Below are 19,499 nucleotides of genomic sequence, written 5' to 3'. Positions count from 1 at the left end.
GCTGCCATGGGGGACAGTCGTGCAACGCATCACGCGCCCCACTGATCCCTTTTCAGTCCGACATTGTGCTGCCACCAAGCCCAGAAAGCGTCGGATTTTTCCTTCACGCCAAGGGCGGAATTGCGATAGGCGACGGGATCTTCGTCGATTTTCACGGCCGGCCAGCTCGCCTGATGGAGCGCGAGGCTGTAGCGCATCGCGGCGAACAGCCGATCGATTTCCTTCTGCTTGTCCGGTTCGGTCTTCAGTTCGGCATCTGCCTCCATCGCCTGGGCGATGTCGCCGATCCGTTCCGCAAGTTCGCGGCGTGAGCGGACCAATGCCAGCTTGCGACCCTCGTCGCGGCGCACGCCGATCGCAACGACATCATCCTCGACAATACGATAATTGCCGAGCGCGTCACGCAATTGCACAGAAAGTCTCATCGCGACACGACCATGCGCCATTGTTCCCCCAATAATTTTGTTATGTTTGATTATGGTTTTTACCGCTTTGCGCTTCTCGCGCAATAGGAGCGCCAACAGCTCAGCGCATGGCGGCGAAAACTCGTCCAATATCGAACACAGGCAATGTCGCGCTGGACGTCAGGCGTGAACGCGCAATGCCCAGCTCGCAAAGTCGCGATTGACCCGCGTAATCGCGTCGGCGAGGCGAGGAATTCAGGGTTCTCGTCGTCGAGCTGCGCTGGAGGCGGACCATCTCCACGATCATGTCGCGAAGATGGTCCAGCAGTATCAGCCCTGAGCGTCGAGCTGCTTTTCCAGCTCGCCCAGCACACGATAGCAATCGAGCACCTTAGCGACAGAGCTGTTGGGCTCGCGGCCTTCGCGGATCGCGGCGATGAACTCGCGGTCCTGCAGCTCGATGCCGTTGTTGGAGACGGTGACGCCGGTGAGGTCGATCGGCTCTTCCTTGCCGTTCACCAGATCGTCGTAACGGGCGATGTAGGTGCCGTTGTCGCCGATGTAGCGGAAGAAGGTGCCGAGCGGGCCGTCATTGTTGAACGAGAGGGAGAGCGTGCAGATCGCCCCCGTCTCGCTGCGCAGCTGGATCGACATGTCCATGGCGATGCCGAGCTCGGGATGGATCGGACCCTGCACCGCATTGGCCTGGACGATCTTGCCGGCCTGATAGGCGAAGAGATCGACCGTGTGCGCGGCATGGTGCCATAGCAGATGGTCCGTCCAGCTGCGGGCCTCGCCCTTGGCGTTCATGTTCTTGCGGCGGAAGAAGTAGGTCTGGACGTCCATCTGCTGGATGTTCAGCTCGCCCGCCACGATCTTGTTATGGACATACTGGTGGCTCGGGTTGAACCGGCGGGTATGGCCGACCATGCACACGAGGCCGGTTTCCTTTTGCTTGGCGAGCACCGCCTCGCTGTCCGCCCAGCTGTCCGCCAGCGGGATTTCGACCTGCACATGCTTGCCGGCGTTCATGCAGGCTATGGCCTGTTCGGCATGCAGCTGGGTCGGCGTGCAAAGGATGACGGCATCGACATCGTCACGGGCGAGCGCTTCACTCAGTTCCGTGCCGCTGTGCCTGGCGCCATATTTGGCGGCGACTTCCGCGGCCTGCTCGGCGCGGCGGCTAATGATCGAGACGATCTCCACGCCGTCGATCAGCTTGAGGCCATCGAGATGCTTTTCGCCGAAGGCTCCGGCGCCAGCGAGGGCAATACGCATGGGATTTTCCTTTCTGCTCCCTCGCCCCCTTCAGGGGGAGAGGGCTGGGGAGAGGGGGAGCAACGGTGAGAGGGAGTGCGGCGGTGCGATGTCGCGCTGGCCCCCTCTCCCAACCCTCTCCCCGAGGGGAGAGGGCAATGTTGGATCACGCGCTGGCGAGGCTATGCCCGCTCATCACCTTGCGCGGCTCGAGCGCTTCGCCGGCGGTTTCCTCCGGCTGGAGGATCAGTGCGCCGAGCGCGGTGTTCGAGGCAGGGATATGATAGAAGGTGTAGAGGTCCTTGACCTTCTCGCCCAGCGCGCCGCGCATGATCAGCCACATGACCAGCTCGATGCCTTCCGATCCGGCATCGCGCAGATATTCGATATGCGGTTTCTTGCTGAGCGTCTCGGGGTCGGCGATCAGCTGATCGATGAAGGCCAGGTCGAACTCCTTGTTGATAAGGCCGGCGCGCGGGCCCTGAAGCTGGTGGCTCATGCCGCCGGTGCCCCAGACATGGACGTTGAGATCCTCGGGGAAGCTCTCGACCGCGGCCTTGATGCTGTCGCCGAGGTTGAAGCAGCGCTTGCCTGACGGCGGCGGGTAGGTGACGACATTGACCGGGAGCGGAATGACCTTGCACGGCCACTTGTCGACCTCGCCGAAGATCATGCTCAGCGGCACGGTGCAGCCATGGTCGACGTCCATGTTGTTCATGATCGTCATGTCGAACTCGTCGAGGATCAGGCTCTGGGCGATGTGCCAGGCGAGGTCCGGATGGCCGATCACGTCCGGAACCGGGCGCGGGCCCCAGCCTTCGTCGGCAGGCTTGAAGCTCTCGGCGCAACCGATCGCGAAGGTCGGGATGATGTTCATGTCGAATGCCGAGGCATGATCGTTGTAAACGAGGATCACGACATCGGGCATGTTGCCGGGCTGCTTGATCCAGTCCTTGATCGGCTGGTAGCCGTTAAACACCGGCCCCCAATAATCATTGCCGCTGGTGCCGGTCTGCATCGCCGCGCCGAGCGCGGGAATGTGGCTGGACGTAATGCCGGTGGTGACACGTGCCATATCAGTAGCCTCCCTTGATCGAGCGCACGCCCTGCGGGGAGCGGCCGCCGTCGATCATCATCTGTGCATATTCTTCCTGGGTCATGCCGGTCATCGATCCGGCCGCGAACTGGAAGCTCTTGCCGTCGGTCGAGAACAGCTTGGAGAGGAAATAGACATTCCCGCCCTCGTCGATCATGCCGTTATAGTCGCGGGCCAGCACGGCGGCCTTGGCGGCGGGCGTGATGTCCCACTCGTCGAGATAGGCGCTCTCGTCCGCCTTGAAGCGCTCGCGGTTCTCGGCCTTCATCAGGCTCATCGCGAACTGATTCAGGTGATAGCCCTTGCGCGCGCGCTGGGCCGTGAACACGCGAGTGCCGGGAATGTCCTCAAACTCGGCAAGATAGGCGTGAACGTCGATTCTTTCTTTCTTCTCGGTCATTTCATCCGCTCCAGGGGAATGGGGTTCAAAGGCCGCGGGCCTTCAGCTTGGCGTCCAGGCGTGGGAAGACGCGGCGCGTATTGCCTTCGAAAATGGCGTGGCGCTGATCGTCCGTGATGGGAAGCGCGTCGACATAGCGCTTAGTGTCGTCGAAATAGAAGCCGGTGGTCGGATCGATGCCGCGCACCGCGCCGACCATCTCGCTGCCGAACAGGATGTTCTTTGTCTCGATCACCTCGTTGAGCAGGTTGATGCCCGGCTGGTGATAGACGCAGGTGTCGAAGAACACGTTGTTCATGAGATGCGTATCGAGGCTCGGCTGCTTGAGCATATCGGCGAGACCCCGGTAGCGGCCCCAATGATAGGGCACCGCGCCGCCGCCATGCGGGATGATGAAGCGCAGCGTCGGGAAGTCCTTGAACAGATTGCCCTCGAGCAGCTGCATGAAGGCGAGCGTGTCGGCCGCGATATAATAGCCGCCGGTCGCGTGCATGGCCGGGTTGCAGCTGCCCGAGACGTGGATCATCGCCGGCACGTCCAGCTCGACCATCTTCTCGTAGAAGGGATACCAGAACTTGTCCGTGAGGGGGGGCTGCTTGAAATGGCCGCCACTGGCGTCGGGGTTCAGGTTGCAGCCGATGAAGCCGAGTTCGTTCACGCAGCGCTCCAGCTCGGCGATCGAGCTGGTCATGTCGGCCTCGACCGACTGCGGCAGCATGCAGACGCCGGCGAAAACGTCCGGGAACATCGCGACGACGCGCGCGATCAGATTGTTGCAGGCCTGCGCCCACGGCACCGCCACCGACTGGTCGCCGACGTGCGGGGCCATGGCCGAGGCGCGCGGGGAGAAGATCGTCATGTCCGCGCCGCGCTCTTTGATGAGGCGGAGCTGGTTGGCCTCGATCGTTTCGCGGATCTCGTCGTCGCTGATCTCGGGATAGGGCGGGGCCTTTTCGCCGGCCTTGAAGGCGGCTGTCTGCGCCACGCGCCATTCGTCATGCGCCTTGGGCAGGACCGTATAATGGCCATGGCAGTCGATGATCATCGTCATTCAGTCACCTTCCAAATGCTCTTTTCTCTTCGTCATGCTGAACTTGTTTCAGCATCCATCTCGCCGTCTCAAGCTGCCGCTTCGTCAGGAGGAATGGATCCTGAAACAAGTTCAGGATGACGTCCTGCGAGATAAGCAAGCTTCGTCTTCAAATCCTCGGGCATCGCCGCGCCCTGCAGCAACTCGCCCATCGCGCGCTGCCGCACGACCGTGCCGCGCGTCATCAGCGGCTCTATGCCGAGCTCGGTCAGCGTCACGACCACTTCCTCCATCTCGGCCGCGCGGCGCAGGCCATGGGCCAGCATGCGGTCGAGATTATAGTCCGCTTTCTGTGCCCAGTCGCCGCCCAGCGAGGCGAGCACGGCATCGGTCACGCCGGCCTGTTCGGCCGCGAGCAGCATCTCGGCGGTGAGCGCCTCGATGCCCTTGACCATGACAGAGCGGACCATCTTGGTCGCGCTCGCGTCGCCGATGCGCCCGCCCGAAATCGAGACCTTGGTGAAGCCGATGCTGCGCAGCATGTCAGCCCCCGCCTCGGCGTGCGGGCCGGCGACGAGCAGCGGCACGTTCATCGCGGCCGGCTGGACCGGCGACATGACGGCGACATCGACATAGCGCCCGCCCGCTGCCTCGACGGCGGCGGCATTGCGCTGCTTGGTGCCGGGCGAGACGCTGTTGAGATCGCAGAACAGCGCGCCCTTGGGCAGCGACTTTGCCGCGGCCTGCGCGGCGATCGGCGTCTGGTCGGCGGTGACGAGGCTGAGCACGACTTCCGCGCCATCCAGCGCCTGCGCCAGTGTCTCGCAGCCGGTGACGCCCGCCGCTGCATAAGCCGCCTGCATGGCCGGCGCGGTCGCGTTGCTCAATGTCTTGATGTCGAAGACGCTCGCCGCCTCGCGCCACTGCGCTGCGCCGGCAAATGTCCGGCCGGCCTCTCCGAAGCCGATCAGGGCGATCCTCTGACTCATGGCAGTTCCTCTGCGCTCTTGCTTGGCGAACCGCAAATTTGATCGCTCGCCGGGCTATAAGGTGAAGCGAATGGTTCGGCCGCTGCCCTATCCAGCTCGGCGATGAACGCGGCTTGGGCGGGCGAGGGACGCCATTGTGCGCGCGTCGTGATGCCGATGGTGCGAGCGAAATGGCCGGGTGGTTCGCCGAGCGATGTGAGCCAGCCCGCCTGCCGCTCGACCGACACCTGATCGGGCGAGAGCAGAGTGAGGAAATCCGTCTGCATCAGGATTTCGCGGATCATCATGACCGATCCGCATTCGATCGGGACGATGGGCGGGGTGAGGCCGGCAGCGCGAAACATCGCCTCGAAGCCCGTGCGCAGCGGCGCGCCGGGCGAGGGGACGATCCACGGATAGCGGGCGAGATCGGCAAGGGACGGGGGAGCCGCTCCCCCTCCCGCAAGCGGGAGGGGGCCGGGGGGTGGGCGTGTGTTCGCCCGGTCGCTCCTTGCTTCAGAGGTCGAGGCCCACCCCCTAGCCCCCTCCCGCTTGCGGGAGGGGGAACAAAGCGGATGCCCGGCCCTTGCGAGAATGATTACGCCATCTTCGAACAAAGCGCGTTGGCTGAGATCCGGCCCAGACCCCGTTTCCCGCAGCGCCCCGATCATGAAGTCGATACTCCCGTCGCGCAGCGGCTCGGCCAGTTCGCCGTGTGAGCCTTCGACGATGACGAGCTCCACTTCGGGATGGCTCGTATTGAAGCGCGCCATGGCGAGCGGCAGGACACGAGCGCGGGACAGCGGCATCGCGCCGATCGTGATGCGCGCGGGGCCGCTTTGTGCTTGGCCGAGCGCCTCGCTCAGCCCCGCTTCCAGCTCCGCTCGCGCAAGCCGAAAGGCGCGGGCGGTGCGCCTGCCCGGTTCGGTGAGGGCGATGCCGCGCCCCCGGCGCTCGACCAAAGTGCGCCGCAAGATGAGCGCGAGGTCTCCGATCGCCCGGTGCAGGGTCGGCTGCGAAAGGCCTGTGCGCTGGGCGGCGGCGGCATAGCTGCCGCTGTCCGCCACGGCGAGGAAGGCGCGCATCTGTGCCATAGTCACGCGCCGCGAGCCGATCAGCGCCAGCGCCTGTTCCACACGTGATGCGAGCGCGCGCGCCGGGGGCAGGGGCGTCATGCCGTCCGTGCGGCGCTCGAACAGCTGCGCGCCGAGCTGGGTTTCCACCCGTGCGATCGCCTGTGTCACCGCCGGCTGGGTCAAGTGGACCGTACTCGCCGCAGCCGAGACGCTGCCCCGGCTGACGACCGCCGCGACCGAGGCGAGGTGCCGCAAATTGAAGGTCCAGGTCGAGAGCATCGACGCAGACTTAGCAGCAGCTTATGATCGGCGCAAAGTTCCGGCTTGCCTCGCGCTCGCGGGCGGGTCGAGTGAGCCGCTTGCCGTCGTGCTGGCGGTCGTCATATCATGCGAATTTGGGAAGAGGAGAGCTGCCATGGGTGTCGTCGTCCAGAATATCGAGCGGGCCGATCCGGCGGTGATCGATGGTCTCGCCGCTTGCGGCGTGGCGACAGTGCATGAGGCGCAGGGCCGCACGGGCCTGCTCGCCAGCTATATGCGGCCGATCTATCGCGGCGCGCGGATCGGCGGCAGCGCTCTCACCATCTCTGCGCCTCCCGGCGACAACTGGATGGTCCATGTCGCCATCGAACAGCTCAAGGCGGGCGACATCCTGCTGCTGGCGCCGACCAGCCCCTGCGAGGACGGCTATTTCGGCGATCTGTTGGCGACGTCTGCTCAGGCGCGCGGGTGTCGCGGTCTCATCATCGATGCCGGTATCCGCGACGTTCGGGACCTCACCGAGATGAACTTCCCCGTCTGGTCGAAGGCGATCTTCGCGCAGGGCACGATCAAGGCCTCGCTCGGCAGCGTCAATGTGCCGGTCGTCTGCGCCGGCGCCTTCGTTAATCCGGGCGACGTGATCGTCGCGGACGATGACGGCGTGTGCGTTGTGCCGCGCGCCAATGCCGCCAAGGTTCTGGAAGCGGCGCAGAAGCGCGAGGCCAATGAAGGCGACAAGCGCGAAAAGCTGGCGGCCGGTGTCCTCGGCATGGACATGTACGGCTTCCGCGAGCCCCTCGCCAAGCTGGGGCTGAAATATGTTTGATTGTTCCATGTCCTCCCCGGAACGGGGAGGGGGACCGTTCGCGAAGCGAATGGTGGAGGGGGCCTGCGGCCGAGAGCGTCGCGCTGGAGGGCGAGCCCCCTCCACCAGCCCGTGGCTGGTCCCCCTTGCCGTTCCGGGGAGGATTTGATGACCGGTTTCTCTGCCCGCTGCATGTGGATGCGCGGCGGCACCTCAAAGGGCGCGTTCTTCCTCGCGGACGATCTGCCGCAGGACATTGCCGCGCGCGATGCCTTCCTGCTGCGCGTCATGGGCTCGCCGGACGAGCGCCAGATCGATGGCATGGGCGGCGCCGATCCGCTGACCTCGAAGGTCGCGGTGGTGAAGCGCTCGCAACGCGAGGGCGTCGATGTCGACTATCTCTTCCTGCAGGTGTTCGTCGATCAGCCGATCGTGACGGACAGCCAGAATTGCGGCAACATGCTTGCCGGCGTCGGCCCGTTCGCCATCGAGCGCGGGCTGATCGCCCCGGCCGGCGACGAGACGCGCGTCGCCATCTTCATGGAGAATACCGAGCAGGTCGCCGTCGCCACGCTGCAGACGCCGGGCGGGCAGGTGACCTATTCCGGCAATGCCTCGATCAGCGGCGTGCCCGGCACCGCCGCGCCGATCCCGCTCGCCTTCCGCGACACGGCCGGCTCATCCTGCGGCGCGCTGCTGCCGACCGGAAACGGCGTCGACGAGATCGACGGCGTCAAGGTGACGATGATCGACAATGGCATGCCGTGCGTCGTGTTCCTTGCCTCCGATGTCGGCGTCACCGGTTATGAGGATCGCGAGACGCTGGAGGCCAATGCCGCGATGAAGGCGAAGGTGGAAGCAATCCGCCTCAAGGCCGGGCCGCTGATGAACCTTGGCGACGTCAAGGAAAAGTCGGTCCCGAAGATGATGTTGGTCGCACCGCCGAAAGAAGGCGGCGCGGTGGCCGTCCGCTCGCTCATCCCGCACCGCGTGCATGCCTCGATCGGCGTGCTCGGTGCGGTCAGCGTCGCGACGGCCTGCCTCATCGAGGGATCGCCTGCTGCCGCCGTCGCCGTGGTGCCGGAGGGCGCTAACAAGACGCTGGGCGTCGAGCATCCGACCGGCGTCACCGAATGCGTGGTGACCGTTGATGCCGACGGCCAGCCGACCGAAGCCGGGATGCTGCGTACGGCGCGCAAGCTGATGGATGGGGTCGTATTTGGTTGATTGACGGATATTCCTCAGACACCGTTCGCCCTGAGCCTGTCGAAGGGTTGTCCTTCCTTCTTCAAGACCGTGCGGAAGAGGGACGGGGCTTCGACAAGCTCAGCCCGAACGGAATTTTAGGATAAGACTATGAGTACAGAAACGAGTGATCGCATCCTTTCGTGGCACAGCAATCCGTCCAGGCCGCGCTACACGCCGCCGCCGGGCGCGATCGACGCGCATTGCCACGTCTTCGGGCCGATGGCGCAGTTCCCGTTCAGCGCGAAGGCGAAGTACCTCCCGCAGGATGCCGGGTCGGACAAGCTCTTCTCTTTGCGCGATCATCTTGGCTTCGCGCGCAACGTCATCGTGCAGGCAAGCTGCCATGGGACGGACAATGCAGCGACCCTGCATGCCATCGCCGTTTCGGAAGGAAAGGCGCGGGGCGTCGCCGTTGTCAATCCGGCGATCGGCGACGATGAGCTGCATGCGATGGACGCGGGCGGCATGCGCGGCATTCGCTTCAATTTCCTGAAGCGGCTGGTCGATGATGCCCCCAAGGACAAGTTCCTGGAAGTGGCGAGCCGCCTGCCGAGGGGCTGGCATGTCGTCATCTATTTCGAGGCGGACATCCTCGAGGAGTTGCGGCCGTTCATGGACGCGATCCCCGTGCCCATCGTGATCGATCATATGGGCCGCCCCGACGTGACGCAGGGACCGGACGGCGCTGACATGAAGGCGTTCCGCGGCCTGCTAGATTCACGGCCCGACATCTGGTTCAAGGCGACCTGCCCGGACCGGCTGGAGGAGCCCGCCGGCCCGCCATGGGACGATTTTGCCCGGGCGGTAGCGCCAATGGTCGCTGACTATTCGGACAGAGTCATCTGGGGGACCGACTGGCCGCACCCCAACATGCAGAACGCGATCCCCGACGACGGCGCGCTCGTGGACATGATCCCGCGTATTGCGCCGACGCCGGAGCTGCAGCAGAAGTTGCTCGTGACCAACCCGACGCTTCTATATTGGCCTGAAGAAATTGGATCTGAGTCATAGTCAGACCAAGACCGTAGCCGCAAACAGGCGGCGCACAGACTGGAGAGAGAGATGTCATTTCCTGCGACCCTGGACTATATGGGCCTCAACAAGCCCGTCGGTCGGGAAGTTTCGATCAAGGGCCTGAAACCGTCGGAAGGCAGCATTCCGGCGGACGTCAAAGGCGTCTTTTTCCGCGCCGTTCCCGATCCGCAGTTCGAGCCCTTCTTCGTGCCGGACACGGCTCTCTCCGATGATGGCATGATCAGCCGCGTCCTGTTCAACGAGGACGGCACGGTCGATTACGACATCAAATTCGTTCAGACGCCACGCTGGAAAGCAGAGAATGCGGCGGGCAAGCGCCTCTTCGGTCGCTACCGCAATCCCTATACCAACGATCCCTCGGTCGAGGGTGTCGAGGGCACCGTCTCGAACACCACGCCGATCTGGCATGCCGGCACCCTGCTCATGACCAAGGAGGACGGGCCGGCGCATCGCATCGATCCGTTCACGCTCGATACGATCGGCGCCTATGACTTCGGCGGCGTGCTCAAGTCGAAGACGATGACCGCCCATGTCCGCATCGATCCCGATACGCAGGAGATGTTCGTGTACGGCTATGAGGCCGACGGCCTCTGCTCCGCGACCATGGCCTATTGGTGGACCGACAAGGACGGCAAGCTGGTCAGGGAACAGTGGTTCGAGGCGCCGTTCTGCAGTCTGGTCCACGACTTCGTGATCACCGAGCATTATGCGATCTTCCCGCTACAGCCGACCGTCGCGGACCTGGGCATAGTCAAGGCCAAGGGCGCGCACTGGATCCATCATCCCGAGCTCGAATATCATGTCGGCATCATGCCCTTGCGCGGCGACGTGAAGGACATGCGCTGGTTCAAGGGACCGAAGGGCGTCTCCAGCTTCCACATGATGAACGCCTTCGAGACGCCGGACGGCAAGGTCCATATGGATCATCATGTCACGGACACGATCGCTTTCCCGCACATTCGGGCGGATAGCGGTATTGACGTGCCCCCGCAGAAGCTGGGTGGCGGCTTCCAGCGCTGGACGATGGACATGGCGGCCGAAGGGGATGGCATTGCGGTGACCCCGCTCGGCCCTCCCGGCGACATGCCGCGCATCGCCAATGCCGATCAGGGCCGTGCCTACAAGCAGGGCTATTATTGCAGCATGAACCCGCAGATGATGGGGCCGCCGGTCATGGGCGGCGTCGTCGGCGCGATGTTCTCGGCGCTGCTGCGCGTCGATTTCCAGACCGGCGCCATCATCGGCTACAATCTCCCGCCCGCCCACGGCATGAGCGAGACGGTCCATGTCGATGCCAGCGAGCCGGGCCATGAAGGCTGGCTGGTCGGCGTGGTCGATCACGAGACCGGCCCGGACCAGTATGAGCACGCGATCTGGATCTGGAATGCGGGCAATCTCCCGGCAGGTCCGGTCTGCAAGGTGCCGATCCCGACCCGCATGCGTCCGCAGGTTCATGGCTGGTGGGTGCCGATGAAGGACTATCTGGCCGCTAAGGCAGCTTGAGGGCGCGCGCGTCAGGGCAGCGCACATAGTCGGCTTGTCGTCCCTCCCTTGAATGAAACGCCCGGCCTCGGCAAAGAGGCCGGATGCGTTATCTCATTCCCGCTCTGCTGAGCCTTTCCGCCCTGACCGTCGCGCCAGCGCTTCATGCCGCGCTGGCCAAGCCTTCGCCGATTCTGACCACGCCCGACGCGCTGGATACGCAGACCTATGCCCGGCCGCAGGTCGCGCGCGTCACGCATGTCGATCTCGACCTCGCTGCCGATTTCGACGCAAAAGTCATGCGCGGCAAAGCGACGCTGGACATCCTCGCCCTCCGGGGTGCGCGCGAGATCGTCCTCGATGACAAAGGCCTCGTTATCGAGAAGATCACCGATGCGAGGGGTAAGGCGCTGACATGGACTGTCGGCGCCAGCGACGAGACCAAAGGCGCGCCGCTGACCGTTCAGCTCGGCACAGCCCGCAAGATCGTCATCCACTACAGCTCGAAGCCCGATGCGAGCGCGCTCGGCTGGCTGCCCCCTTCGCTCACCGCCGGCAAGCAGAAGCCTTTCCTCTACAGCCAGGGCCAGGCGATCGAAAACCGCAGCTGGGTGCCGACGCAGGACAGCCCAGGCATCCGCCAGACCTGGAGCGCGAGCATCACCGTACCCGAGGGGTTCGTCGCCGTGATGAGCGGCGAGCGCCTGACGCCGCAGGGCGAGGTGGTCGCCGGCGGCAAGCGCCGCTTCCGCTTCAGCATGCCGCACCCGGTGCCGCCTTATCTGATCGCCATCGCGATCGGTGATCTCGCCTTCAAGCCGCTCGGCCCACGCTCGGGCGTTTATGCCGAGCCGGAGACGTTGGCACGTGTCGCGCCGGAGTTGGACGATACCGAGCGGATGATCGACGCGGCAGAAAAGCTCTATGGACCCTATCGCTGGGGCCGCTTCGACATGCTCGTCCTGCCACCGAGCTTCCCTTATGGGGGCATGGAGAACCCGACGCTGACTTTCCTCACGCCGACGATCTTCACTGGCGACAAGGCCAATGTGGATGTGGTCGCGCATGAGCTGGCGCATAGCTGGTCGGGTAATCTCGTGACCAACGCGACCTGGCCGGACGGCTGGCTCAACGAGGGCTTCACCACCTATTTCGAGAACCGGATCGACGAGATCGTCTATGGCACCGAGCGCGCCGCCGTGCTCGCCGATATCAGCTGGGACGAGCTTCAGCGCGATCTCAAGCTCAGCAAGCCCTCGGCCACCAAGCTGCGCGTCGATCCCGGCGAGGAAGCGGGCGAACTTGCCTACAACAAGGGCGCGACCTTTCTACGCACGATCGAGCGCGCGGTCGGCCGCGAACGCTGGGACGCATATCTGCGCTCCTATTTCGATCGCCACGCCTTCCAGCCGCAGACGACTGCGGGCTTCCTCGCCGATCTGCGCAAGAACCTCATCAAGGGCGATGCCGCGCTGGAGGCACAGCTCCTGCCGGATCGCTGGGTCTATGAGCCGGGCCTCCCCGGCAATGCCGTGCATGTGAAATCGCAGACGCTCGCGCAGGTGGACCTCGCCATGGAGCGCGTGAAGAGCGGGGCGCCGGCCGCGTCGCTCGGCTTCGAGAAGTGGGGGACGCAGGAGTGGCAGCGCTTCCTCAATGGCCTGCCGCGTGAACTCCCGGCGGAGCGCCTGGCCGACCTCGACAGTGCTATGAAGCTTTCAACCTCGTCCAACGCCTATGTCCGCTCGGCTTGGCTCGTGCTCGCGATCGGCAATCGCTACCAGCCGGCCATCGCGTCTGCCGAGGAGTTCCTGCCGCGCGTTGGCCGCAATCTGCTCATCCGTCCGGTTTATCGCGCCCTTGTCGCGCAGGGTAACTGGGGCAAGCCGATCGCCGAGCGTATCTTCGCCGGCGCGCGGGGTAATTATCATCCGGTCACTGTCAGCGCGATCGAGCGGGTGTTGAACCCGGCGGCTTGATAGCTGTTCCCCGGCCCTGAGCGCCTGTCTTGGCAGGCAATCGAAGGGCCGGGGAACAGGTTGCTCAAAGCGCCGCGATCATTGACACCGCCGCGTCAAACCGGCCTTCGCGCTCCGCATCGCGCAGGAACTTGACGTTCTCGACCAGGATTTCCGGCGGTGTCGGCACCTGCTGGAACAGCGAGATCACTTCGGCCGCATAGTCGTCGAGCGGCATATAGCCTTCGCGCGTCGACTGGCCCGGAGTCAGCTCGGTCCGCACTGCGGGAGGGGCAAGCTCGATCACCTCGACCTTGCCACGCAGTTGCTCGCGCAGCGAGACCGTCCAGCTGTGCAGTGCCGCCTTGCTGGCGCTGTAGCTCGGCGCGGTGACGAGCGGCACGAACGCCAGACCAGAGGTCGTGTTGACGATCACCGCATCCGCCTGCGAACACAGATGATCGACAAAGGCATTGGTGATGCGGATCGGCCCCAGCACATTGGTGATGAGTGTCTGTTCCGCGATCGCCGTATCGGCGCCATGCGCGATATCCTCGCGGTGCATGATGCCCGCATTGTTGATCAGCACATTGATTGCCGGGAAGCGCTCCAGCGCTGTCTTGGCGAAGGCCGCGATGCTGGCTTCGTCGCTGGCATCGACCGTCAGCCAGTGCATGTTCGCGCGGCCGCGCACGGTCTCCTCCAGCGAGGCCTGGGTGCGTCCGGCGACGATGACGGTGTTGCCGAGATCGTGAAAGCGCTGCGCCAGTTCGCGGCCGATGCCCGATCCGCCGCCGGTGATGAGGATGGTGTTTCCGCTGGTCTTCATGGGTCGTCTCCCGAAAATATTGGGTTGAGGGGTGGGTGGACGAACGCCTATTTACGCTCTAACTTTCGAATCGAAAGAAGGCACCGGAAAGATTTATACTTACCAAAAAGAGAGTGTGAAATGGCGAGCCAGTTACAAAGCCCGGAAACCTACGGCGAGATCGATCCGCGCGTCGAGGCGCTGGTTCATGACCTGATCGCGCAGGTGGCGGACAAGTGGACGATGATCCTGATCGAGGTGCTGCACGATCATGGCGAGCAGCGCTTCACGCAGATCTCGAAGCGCGTGCCCGGCGTCAGCCAGAAGATGCTGACGCAGACCCTGCGCCAGATGGAGCGCAACGGCCTCGTCCTGCGCACGGTCCATCCGGTGGTGCCGCCCAAGGTGGAATATCGCCTGACCAAGCTGGGCGAGAGCCTTGGTGAGGCATTCTGCGGGGTGTGGACATGGGCGGAGGACAATCTCGAAACGGTCGAGACTGCACGGCAGGGGTTCGACGAGAGGGCGGCGGGCTGACTGCTAATCCCGCAGACCATATTCCCGCAATAAACTCACGTCACCCCGGACTTGATCCGGGGTCCAGCTTCCTATTTTCCGCCACGTTCGGGCGTGTGCTCACGCGCCCAGGGCGCCATCAGTCAGGCCCCGGAATCGTCATTTCGACACTGTCGGCCGATTTCTCGAACGGCCCGTGACAGACCAGCTCGATGTTGTTCCCGTCCGGATCGAGCAGGAAACCGCCATAATAGCCGGGATGATAGTCCCGTTCGCCCGGCGCGCCATAGTCGCGCCCGCCGGCAGCAAGGCCCGCCTCGTAACCAGTATCGACCATCGCGCGATCGACTGCCTGAAAAGCGAGATGGACGTGCGACGCATTGCCGCTGTCGTCATCGCCCAGCGCGTCGATCCATAGTTCGTCCGCCATCAGATGATCGTCCGCGATCTGAGTTTCGATGCCGACCACATCCAGCACGGCCTTGTAAAAGCGCTGCGATGCCGGGAGATCCTTCGCTCGCAGATGGACGTGGTCAATCAGCCTGCCACGGTGCAATTTCATGTCGGCCCCTCGTCAAAGCCTCCCGCATCCGGAAACGCGGGGAGGCTCAACGTGGTTCCGAACCGTCAGTCCTTCGGCGCCGTGCAGGCGAAGCTCGCCGCCTGCTTGGGATCGCCGCCTTTGTACGCCGCATAGGCCGGGAAGGGGCAGAGCGGCCGCGTCTCAGCCGGTGCTTCCTTGCGCCGCGCGATGATCGCCTCGGGCGCCTTGCCGCCTTCCACCCAGTCGACCAGCGCGCTCAGCATGTCGAATTCGTCGAAGCTGTTGCCGCCCCGGCAATGCAGCATGCCGGGGACCATGTAGAAGCGGCTGGCATCGGTGAACGCCGCGCCATTGTCCTTGGCCGCACGCTCATAATAGTCCCAGGTGGCGAGCGCGGAGAACCAGAAGTCCGAGACGCCGTGGTAGAACATCATCTTGCCGCCACGGTCGAGATAGGTGTTGAGCTTCGTCCAGTAATTCGTGTCGGTGAGGCGCTGGTTCGCGTCGTTGCGTAGCGCTTGGATGCGCGCGTCAAGGTCGATCTCGACGGCGGTGCTCGGCGGGCCGAACGGGCCGGGCAGGCCGCTCGGCAGATAGCCCATCGGCGTCGCGACAATGCCCGTGTCGAACGGCATCGCCGTGTAGATGGGATAGCCGGCCTTGTCCTTCGGTCCCGCGAACCCCGTCGCGAGCGCATGAACTTGCCCGGCGCTCAGGCATCCGTCCTGCTTGCCCGTCTTGCACTGGAGCTGCGCAGGGTCGAAGCGGCACTGCGCGACATTTTCGATCATGCCGTCCTTCAGGCCATCGATCCCGTCGCACTGGGCGAGCAGGCCGTCGAGGATGGTCTTGCGGTCGGCCGCGGTGATGAGCTGGGTCAGGATCGGTTTGCCGTCCGGCCCCTTCGGAGCGGCCTGGTTGAACAGCACGGTGGTGAAATCGACGCCGAGGTTGGAATCGCCGGTCCGCATCGCCGGCGCGCCGACGATGATGCCGTCGAACAATTCGGGATAGCGCTGCGAGGCCAGCATGCCTTCGCGCCCGCCGGTCGAGCAGCCGGTCATGTAGCTCTTGCTTGCCGCTTTGCCGTAATAGGCTGCTGTGGCCGCCTTGCCGAGCAGCGCCACGGTCCTGACCGATGCTTCGGCGAAATCGAGTGCGGCGCGCTGGTCGGCCCGGAAACTCGAATCCCACACCACGCCTTCGTGGCCGCTGTCGTGGCTGAGGACGGCGAAGCCGCGCGCGAGCGCGGGGCGATTGCCGGCCGCGACCGGACCGATTGGCGGATGCACCGAACCATTCAAGCCACCACCGCCCATGAGGAGAAAGCGCCCGTTCCAGTCGTCCGGCAGCGCGATCGCGAAGCCGATGCCATAGCGTTTGCCCTCAGCCCCGGTGCGCTCGTTGATGACGCCTTCGACAAGGCAATGTGCGGGGAGCGAAACGGTCATCGGCGGCTGTCCCGGTGCTGCGGCTGCCGGGCCTGGCCCGACATGCCGGGCGGACCTGATCTTCACGTCGCCGCCGAGCTTTTCCCCGACGAAGGCCGCGCATTTGTCGGGTGAGGGCGTGCCGGTCTGCGCAATGGTCGGCGTTGCCAGCGTGGTCGTCAGCGCCATCGCGGCCAATGTCAGTTTCTTCATGTCCTTCTCTCTCCTCACTGCCTTTTTCACCTGCCGCCGGGCAATCTTAGCGCGAATCTATCATATGGGAGCATGTCATCCCATCGGACCAGCGACTAGCCGGACATCCAGGACGATCACTTCGGGATCGTCCTCCCACCGTGCGCCGGGCGCCGGATGATTGAGGTCCCAATAGCGCGCGAAGGCTCGCCGGGCCCCCAGATGCAGGCCCGGGATCGGCTTTGGCCAGCGCCAGAGCAGTCCGCCCAGCAGTGGCACGGCGCCCTCGGCCCTTATGTCGCGGCGGCGGATCTGCCGCAGGGGTTCCGCACGCCGTCCCTCGACCAGCAAGCCCATCCGGCAGGCCCAGTAGGGCGCTTGGATCGCGGGCACCCATTGATGCTCGCCATCGGCCTTGCGCGCGCCCTGCCAGCCGCTGCCGTCGCGCATCTGCCGCCAGCCATCGGGGAAGATCACATAGTCGGCCCGGTTGAGCGCCGTCGCATATTCCTGTCCCGCCTTCTCGCGCGCGGCGATGCACGCTTCGCGGACCCGCAGGATCGCGCCTGGCTCCGCCTGCGCCAAGGCGCTGTCGGCCAGCACGCGCATCTGCGTCTTGCGGCCGGAGAGCAACGCGCCGGCCATGCCGGGATCGACGATGACGGACAGGGCCATGCGCGGGAATGCGGTCTCAGCTCAGATCGTTGATGCTGATCTTCGCGCCTTCGAGCGCCGCCTTGTTGGCCGCGCGGCGCAGGCGCTCGACTTCCAGCCGTTCTGGCGGCGCTTCCTCGTTGGGCAGGGCGGCGAGGCTGGTTTCGTAGATATCCTTGAAGTCCTCGGCGAACTCGGGATGCGTGAAGATCAGGCCCTGGTTCGCGGTCATGCCGCGCAGGATCTTCTCGCCGGCCTCCAGCGGGTCCATGCCGTTGGCGAAGATCGCGGCGAACTGGCGCAACTCCGCCTCGTCGACCGGCGCAAAGCCGCTGCCCTCGAAGGCGTCCGGCCGCTTGAGCGCGCTCAGCCCCGCATCGGTCGCGACCAGCGCGGGGCAGACCAGCGAGACGCCGATGCCATAAGGCACGAGATTGTAGCGCAGCGATTCCGTGAGCCCGCGCACCGCGAACTTGCTGGCGGTGTAGATGCCCGCCTGCGGCCCCGAGAGATACGCCGCCATGCTCGCCACGTTGATGACATGCCCGCCTTCGCCCGTCTCCTTGATCTTCGGCACGAACGACACGATGCCATTCACGACACCACCGAAGTTCACCCCCATGATCCAGTCATAGTCGGCATAGCTGGCTTCGTCCGTCGGGCCGAAGACCGAGACGCCGGCATTGTTGACCAGCACATGGCATTTGCCGAAGTGATCGATGACTTTGTCTGCAGCTTGGGCGAAGCCCTCGCGGTCGGTGACGTCGAGCTTGATCCAGAGTGGCGCCTCGCGCCCGCGCTCCGCGAACCACTGATCGCAGCGCGCCCGCTGCTCCTCGTTGCGATAGGAAAGCGCGAGCCGCATGCCCGCATTGCTGAAGGCCCGTGCGATGCCGAAGCCGATCCCCGTGCCCGCGCCGGTGATGAAGGCGACCTTCCCGGCCCAGTCTCGCGATCCCATGATGACTTTTTCCTCTCGATTCAGCGGGTCTGCTTTGTTAGCGACTCATACAACTTTGGAGAGAGGAGTCGAACATGTCTGACGTGGAAACCCGCCTGGCTGACCTGGAAAAGAAGGTCCAGGAACTGGAGGATATCAACGCAATTCGGCGGCTCCAATGGGCCTATGGCTATTATATCGACTATAACCGTCCGGAGGAGGTCGCCGGCCTCTTCGCCAAGGACGGCGTGGTCGTTTTCCTCTCTGGCGAATATGTCGGTTACGAGGGTGTGATGCGCCTCTACGGCACCTGGTTCCAGAACCTGTTCACCGGCGGCCAGCGCGGTCCGATCCACGGTCTGCTGCTCGATCATTTCCAGCTTCAGGACGTCATCACGATCGGCGAGGGCGGCCAGACCGCCAAGGGCCGCTTCCGCGGCATCCTCGCGGGTGGCTGGCATGACGATGTGCTGAAGGACAAGCCCAATGAAGTGCCGCAGCAATTCTGGGAGTCCGGCATCTACGAGAATGACTATGTCAAGGAAGACGGCGTCTGGAAGATCAAGCGCCTCGACTATATGATGCAGTGGCAGGGCGATTATGAAACAGGCTGGGCGCACACCATCGCGCACCTCCAGCCGGCCGTCGTCTGCTATCCCGAGAACCCGGATGGCCCGGACCGCATCCTGCCCGACAAGGAAGTCCGCCAGACCTGGCCGCATCGCTACGAAGTGCCGATGAGCTTCGCGCATCCGGTGCTCGGCAAGGCATTCCTGGTCGAGAACTTCACGCCGATGATGACCAAGAAGGGCCGGTTGGGTCCGGTCGGGTAAGCCACAATAAAACACCGTTCGCCCTGAGCGCCTGCCAAGGCAAGTTCAGGGCGAACGGGTCTGTAGGGGAGGGGAGCGATGAAGAGACTGGGCTTTGGGGTGGTGGCACTCGCTTTGTCTGCCACGACCGTACCCGCCCACGCTGCCGACGCCAAATGCGGGATGACCGCGGTCGAGATCGTCACCAAATTCAGCCAGCTCTTCTTCATCGAGAAGAAATGGCGCGAGGCGTTCCTCACCTATGTTGCCGAGGACTATACCCAGCATAACCCCATGGCCGAGGATGGGCGCGCCGCGGCGCTGAGACATCTCGGCCCGGTGTTCGATGCCAATCCCGGCCTCAAGGTCGACATCAAGCGCATCTTCGGCGACGAGACCCATGTCGCCGTCCATTATCATTCGGTCATGCAGCCCGGCACGCGCGGCTTCGCCGCGGTCGACATGTTCCGCGTGAAGGATTGCAGGATCGTCGAGCACTGGGATGTCATCCAGGCGGTTCCCGAGAAATCCGCCAATCCGCATCCGATGTTCTGACGTCCGCCAAAGCATGCGTGACACATGG

At 64.4% G+C, this 19,499-nt stretch carries 20 protein-coding genes; 8 read left to right on the top strand and 12 right to left on the bottom strand.

The annotated features are described in order from the left end of the window. Positions 1 to 29: 29 nt before the first annotated feature. The 7 genes from KM135_RS04590 to KM135_RS04560 all read right to left on the bottom strand — a co-directional run bounded on the left by KM135_RS04590 (position 30) and on the right by KM135_RS04560 (position 6,510). Positions 30 to 554, bottom strand: a complete 525-nt coding sequence (locus KM135_RS04590; RefSeq protein WP_221712793.1) for a hypothetical protein — start codon at positions 552 to 554, stop codon at positions 30 to 32. Positions 555 to 734: 180 nt separating this feature from the next. Further along, entirely contained in the window at positions 735 to 1,682 is a 948-nt protein-coding gene (locus KM135_RS04585; RefSeq protein ID WP_221712792.1) for a Gfo/Idh/MocA family oxidoreductase, read from the bottom strand. Positions 1,683 to 1,827: 145 nt separating this feature from the next. Then, complete coding sequence (locus KM135_RS04580) at positions 1,828 to 2,736, bottom strand: class III extradiol dioxygenase subunit beta (protein WP_221712791.1); 909 nt, start codon at positions 2,734 to 2,736, stop codon at positions 1,828 to 1,830. A 1-nt stretch (position 2,737) separates the two neighbouring features. Further along, positions 2,738 to 3,157, bottom strand: a complete 420-nt coding sequence (gene ligA, locus KM135_RS04575; RefSeq protein WP_221712790.1) for a protocatechuate 4,5-dioxygenase subunit alpha — start codon at positions 3,155 to 3,157, stop codon at positions 2,738 to 2,740. A gap of 25 nt (positions 3,158 to 3,182) precedes the next feature. Beyond that, positions 3,183 to 4,208, bottom strand: a complete 1,026-nt coding sequence (locus KM135_RS04570) for an amidohydrolase family protein (protein WP_221712789.1) — start codon at positions 4,206 to 4,208, stop codon at positions 3,183 to 3,185. Positions 4,209 to 4,276: 68 nt separating this feature from the next. Beyond that, positions 4,277 to 5,176, bottom strand: coding sequence for an NAD(P)-dependent oxidoreductase (locus KM135_RS04565; protein ID WP_221712788.1), 900 nt, complete (start codon positions 5,174 to 5,176; stop codon positions 4,277 to 4,279). Continuing rightward, positions 5,173 to 6,510 (bottom strand): LysR substrate-binding domain-containing protein, encoded by a 1,338-nt coding sequence (locus KM135_RS04560; protein ID WP_221712787.1) that lies wholly within the window; start codon positions 6,508 to 6,510, stop codon positions 5,173 to 5,175. Before KM135_RS04560 ends, KM135_RS04565 begins: the two co-directional genes overlap by 4 nt. Positions 6,511 to 6,646: 136 nt before the next feature. Between KM135_RS04560 and ligK the strand changes: the two genes are divergently transcribed. From ligK to KM135_RS04535, 5 genes are all read left to right on the top strand, one after another. Continuing rightward, positions 6,647 to 7,318: a 4-carboxy-4-hydroxy-2-oxoadipate aldolase/oxaloacetate decarboxylase gene (gene ligK, locus KM135_RS04555; RefSeq protein ID WP_221712786.1), complete on the top strand. Its 672-nt coding sequence runs from the start codon at positions 6,647 to 6,649 to the stop codon at positions 7,316 to 7,318. 147 nt (positions 7,319 to 7,465) lie between these two features. After that, positions 7,466 to 8,524 carry a 4-oxalomesaconate tautomerase gene (locus tag KM135_RS04550; protein WP_221712785.1) on the top strand — a complete coding sequence of 353 codons (1,059 nt, stop codon included), beginning with the start codon at positions 7,466 to 7,468 and terminating at the stop codon, positions 8,522 to 8,524. A 129-nt stretch (positions 8,525 to 8,653) separates the two neighbouring features. Continuing rightward, positions 8,654 to 9,556, top strand: coding sequence for an amidohydrolase family protein (locus tag KM135_RS04545; protein ID WP_221712784.1), 903 nt, complete (start codon positions 8,654 to 8,656; stop codon positions 9,554 to 9,556). Positions 9,557 to 9,607: 51 nt separating this feature from the next. Then, positions 9,608 to 11,083, top strand: a complete 1,476-nt coding sequence (gene nov2 / locus KM135_RS04540; RefSeq protein WP_221712783.1) for a lignostilbene-alpha,beta-dioxygenase NOV2 — start codon at positions 9,608 to 9,610, stop codon at positions 11,081 to 11,083. Between the two features lie 83 nt (positions 11,084 to 11,166). Further along, positions 11,167 to 13,041, top strand: coding sequence for a M1 family metallopeptidase (locus tag KM135_RS04535; protein ID WP_221712782.1), 1,875 nt, complete (start codon positions 11,167 to 11,169; stop codon positions 13,039 to 13,041). Positions 13,042 to 13,105: 64 nt separating this feature from the next. Here KM135_RS04535 and KM135_RS04530 read toward each other — a convergent pair whose 3' ends face one another. Further along, complete coding sequence (locus tag KM135_RS04530) at positions 13,106 to 13,849, bottom strand: SDR family oxidoreductase (protein WP_221712781.1); 744 nt, start codon at positions 13,847 to 13,849, stop codon at positions 13,106 to 13,108. 120 nt (positions 13,850 to 13,969) lie between these two features. Between KM135_RS04530 and KM135_RS04525 the strand changes: the two genes are divergently transcribed. Continuing rightward, a complete protein-coding gene (locus KM135_RS04525) occupies positions 13,970 to 14,365 on the top strand; it encodes a winged helix-turn-helix transcriptional regulator (RefSeq protein ID WP_221712780.1) in 396 nt (131 codons plus the stop codon). Between the two features lie 118 nt (positions 14,366 to 14,483). On the opposite strand, the gene KM135_RS04520 is transcribed toward KM135_RS04525, so the two are convergent. From KM135_RS04520 to KM135_RS04505, 4 genes are all read right to left on the bottom strand, one after another. Next, positions 14,484 to 14,906 carry a VOC family protein gene (locus KM135_RS04520; RefSeq protein WP_221712779.1) on the bottom strand — a complete coding sequence of 141 codons (423 nt, stop codon included), beginning with the start codon at positions 14,904 to 14,906 and terminating at the stop codon, positions 14,484 to 14,486. 65 nt (positions 14,907 to 14,971) lie between these two features. Further along, a complete protein-coding gene (locus KM135_RS04515; RefSeq protein ID WP_221712778.1) occupies positions 14,972 to 16,531 on the bottom strand; it encodes a tannase/feruloyl esterase family alpha/beta hydrolase in 1,560 nt (519 codons plus the stop codon). A 75-nt stretch (positions 16,532 to 16,606) separates the two neighbouring features. Next, positions 16,607 to 17,185, bottom strand: a complete 579-nt coding sequence (locus KM135_RS04510) for a hypothetical protein (protein ID WP_221712777.1) — start codon at positions 17,183 to 17,185, stop codon at positions 16,607 to 16,609. A gap of 16 nt (positions 17,186 to 17,201) precedes the next feature. Further along, positions 17,202 to 18,125, bottom strand: coding sequence for an SDR family oxidoreductase (locus tag KM135_RS04505; RefSeq protein ID WP_221712776.1), 924 nt, complete (start codon positions 18,123 to 18,125; stop codon positions 17,202 to 17,204). Positions 18,126 to 18,199: 74 nt separating this feature from the next. Here KM135_RS04505 and KM135_RS04500 point away from each other — a divergent pair, with 74 nt between their 5' ends. Together KM135_RS04500 and KM135_RS04495 are read left to right on the top strand one after the other, a co-directional pair. Further along, on the top strand, positions 18,200 to 18,937 hold the full coding sequence (locus tag KM135_RS04500; protein WP_221712775.1) for a nuclear transport factor 2 family protein: 738 nt from the start codon (positions 18,200 to 18,202) through the stop codon (positions 18,935 to 18,937). A gap of 78 nt (positions 18,938 to 19,015) precedes the next feature. Beyond that, positions 19,016 to 19,471, top strand: coding sequence for a nuclear transport factor 2 family protein (locus tag KM135_RS04495; protein ID WP_221712774.1), 456 nt, complete (start codon positions 19,016 to 19,018; stop codon positions 19,469 to 19,471). Positions 19,472 to 19,499 lie beyond the last annotated feature (28 nt).

The organism is Sphingobium xanthum (genome assembly GCF_019737615.1).
In the GTDB taxonomy this organism is placed as follows: Bacteria; Pseudomonadota; Alphaproteobacteria; order Sphingomonadales; family Sphingomonadaceae; genus Sphingobium; species Sphingobium xanthum.
Note: the sequence above shows the minus strand (reverse complement) of the source record. Positions and strands in the feature narration are given on the sequence as shown.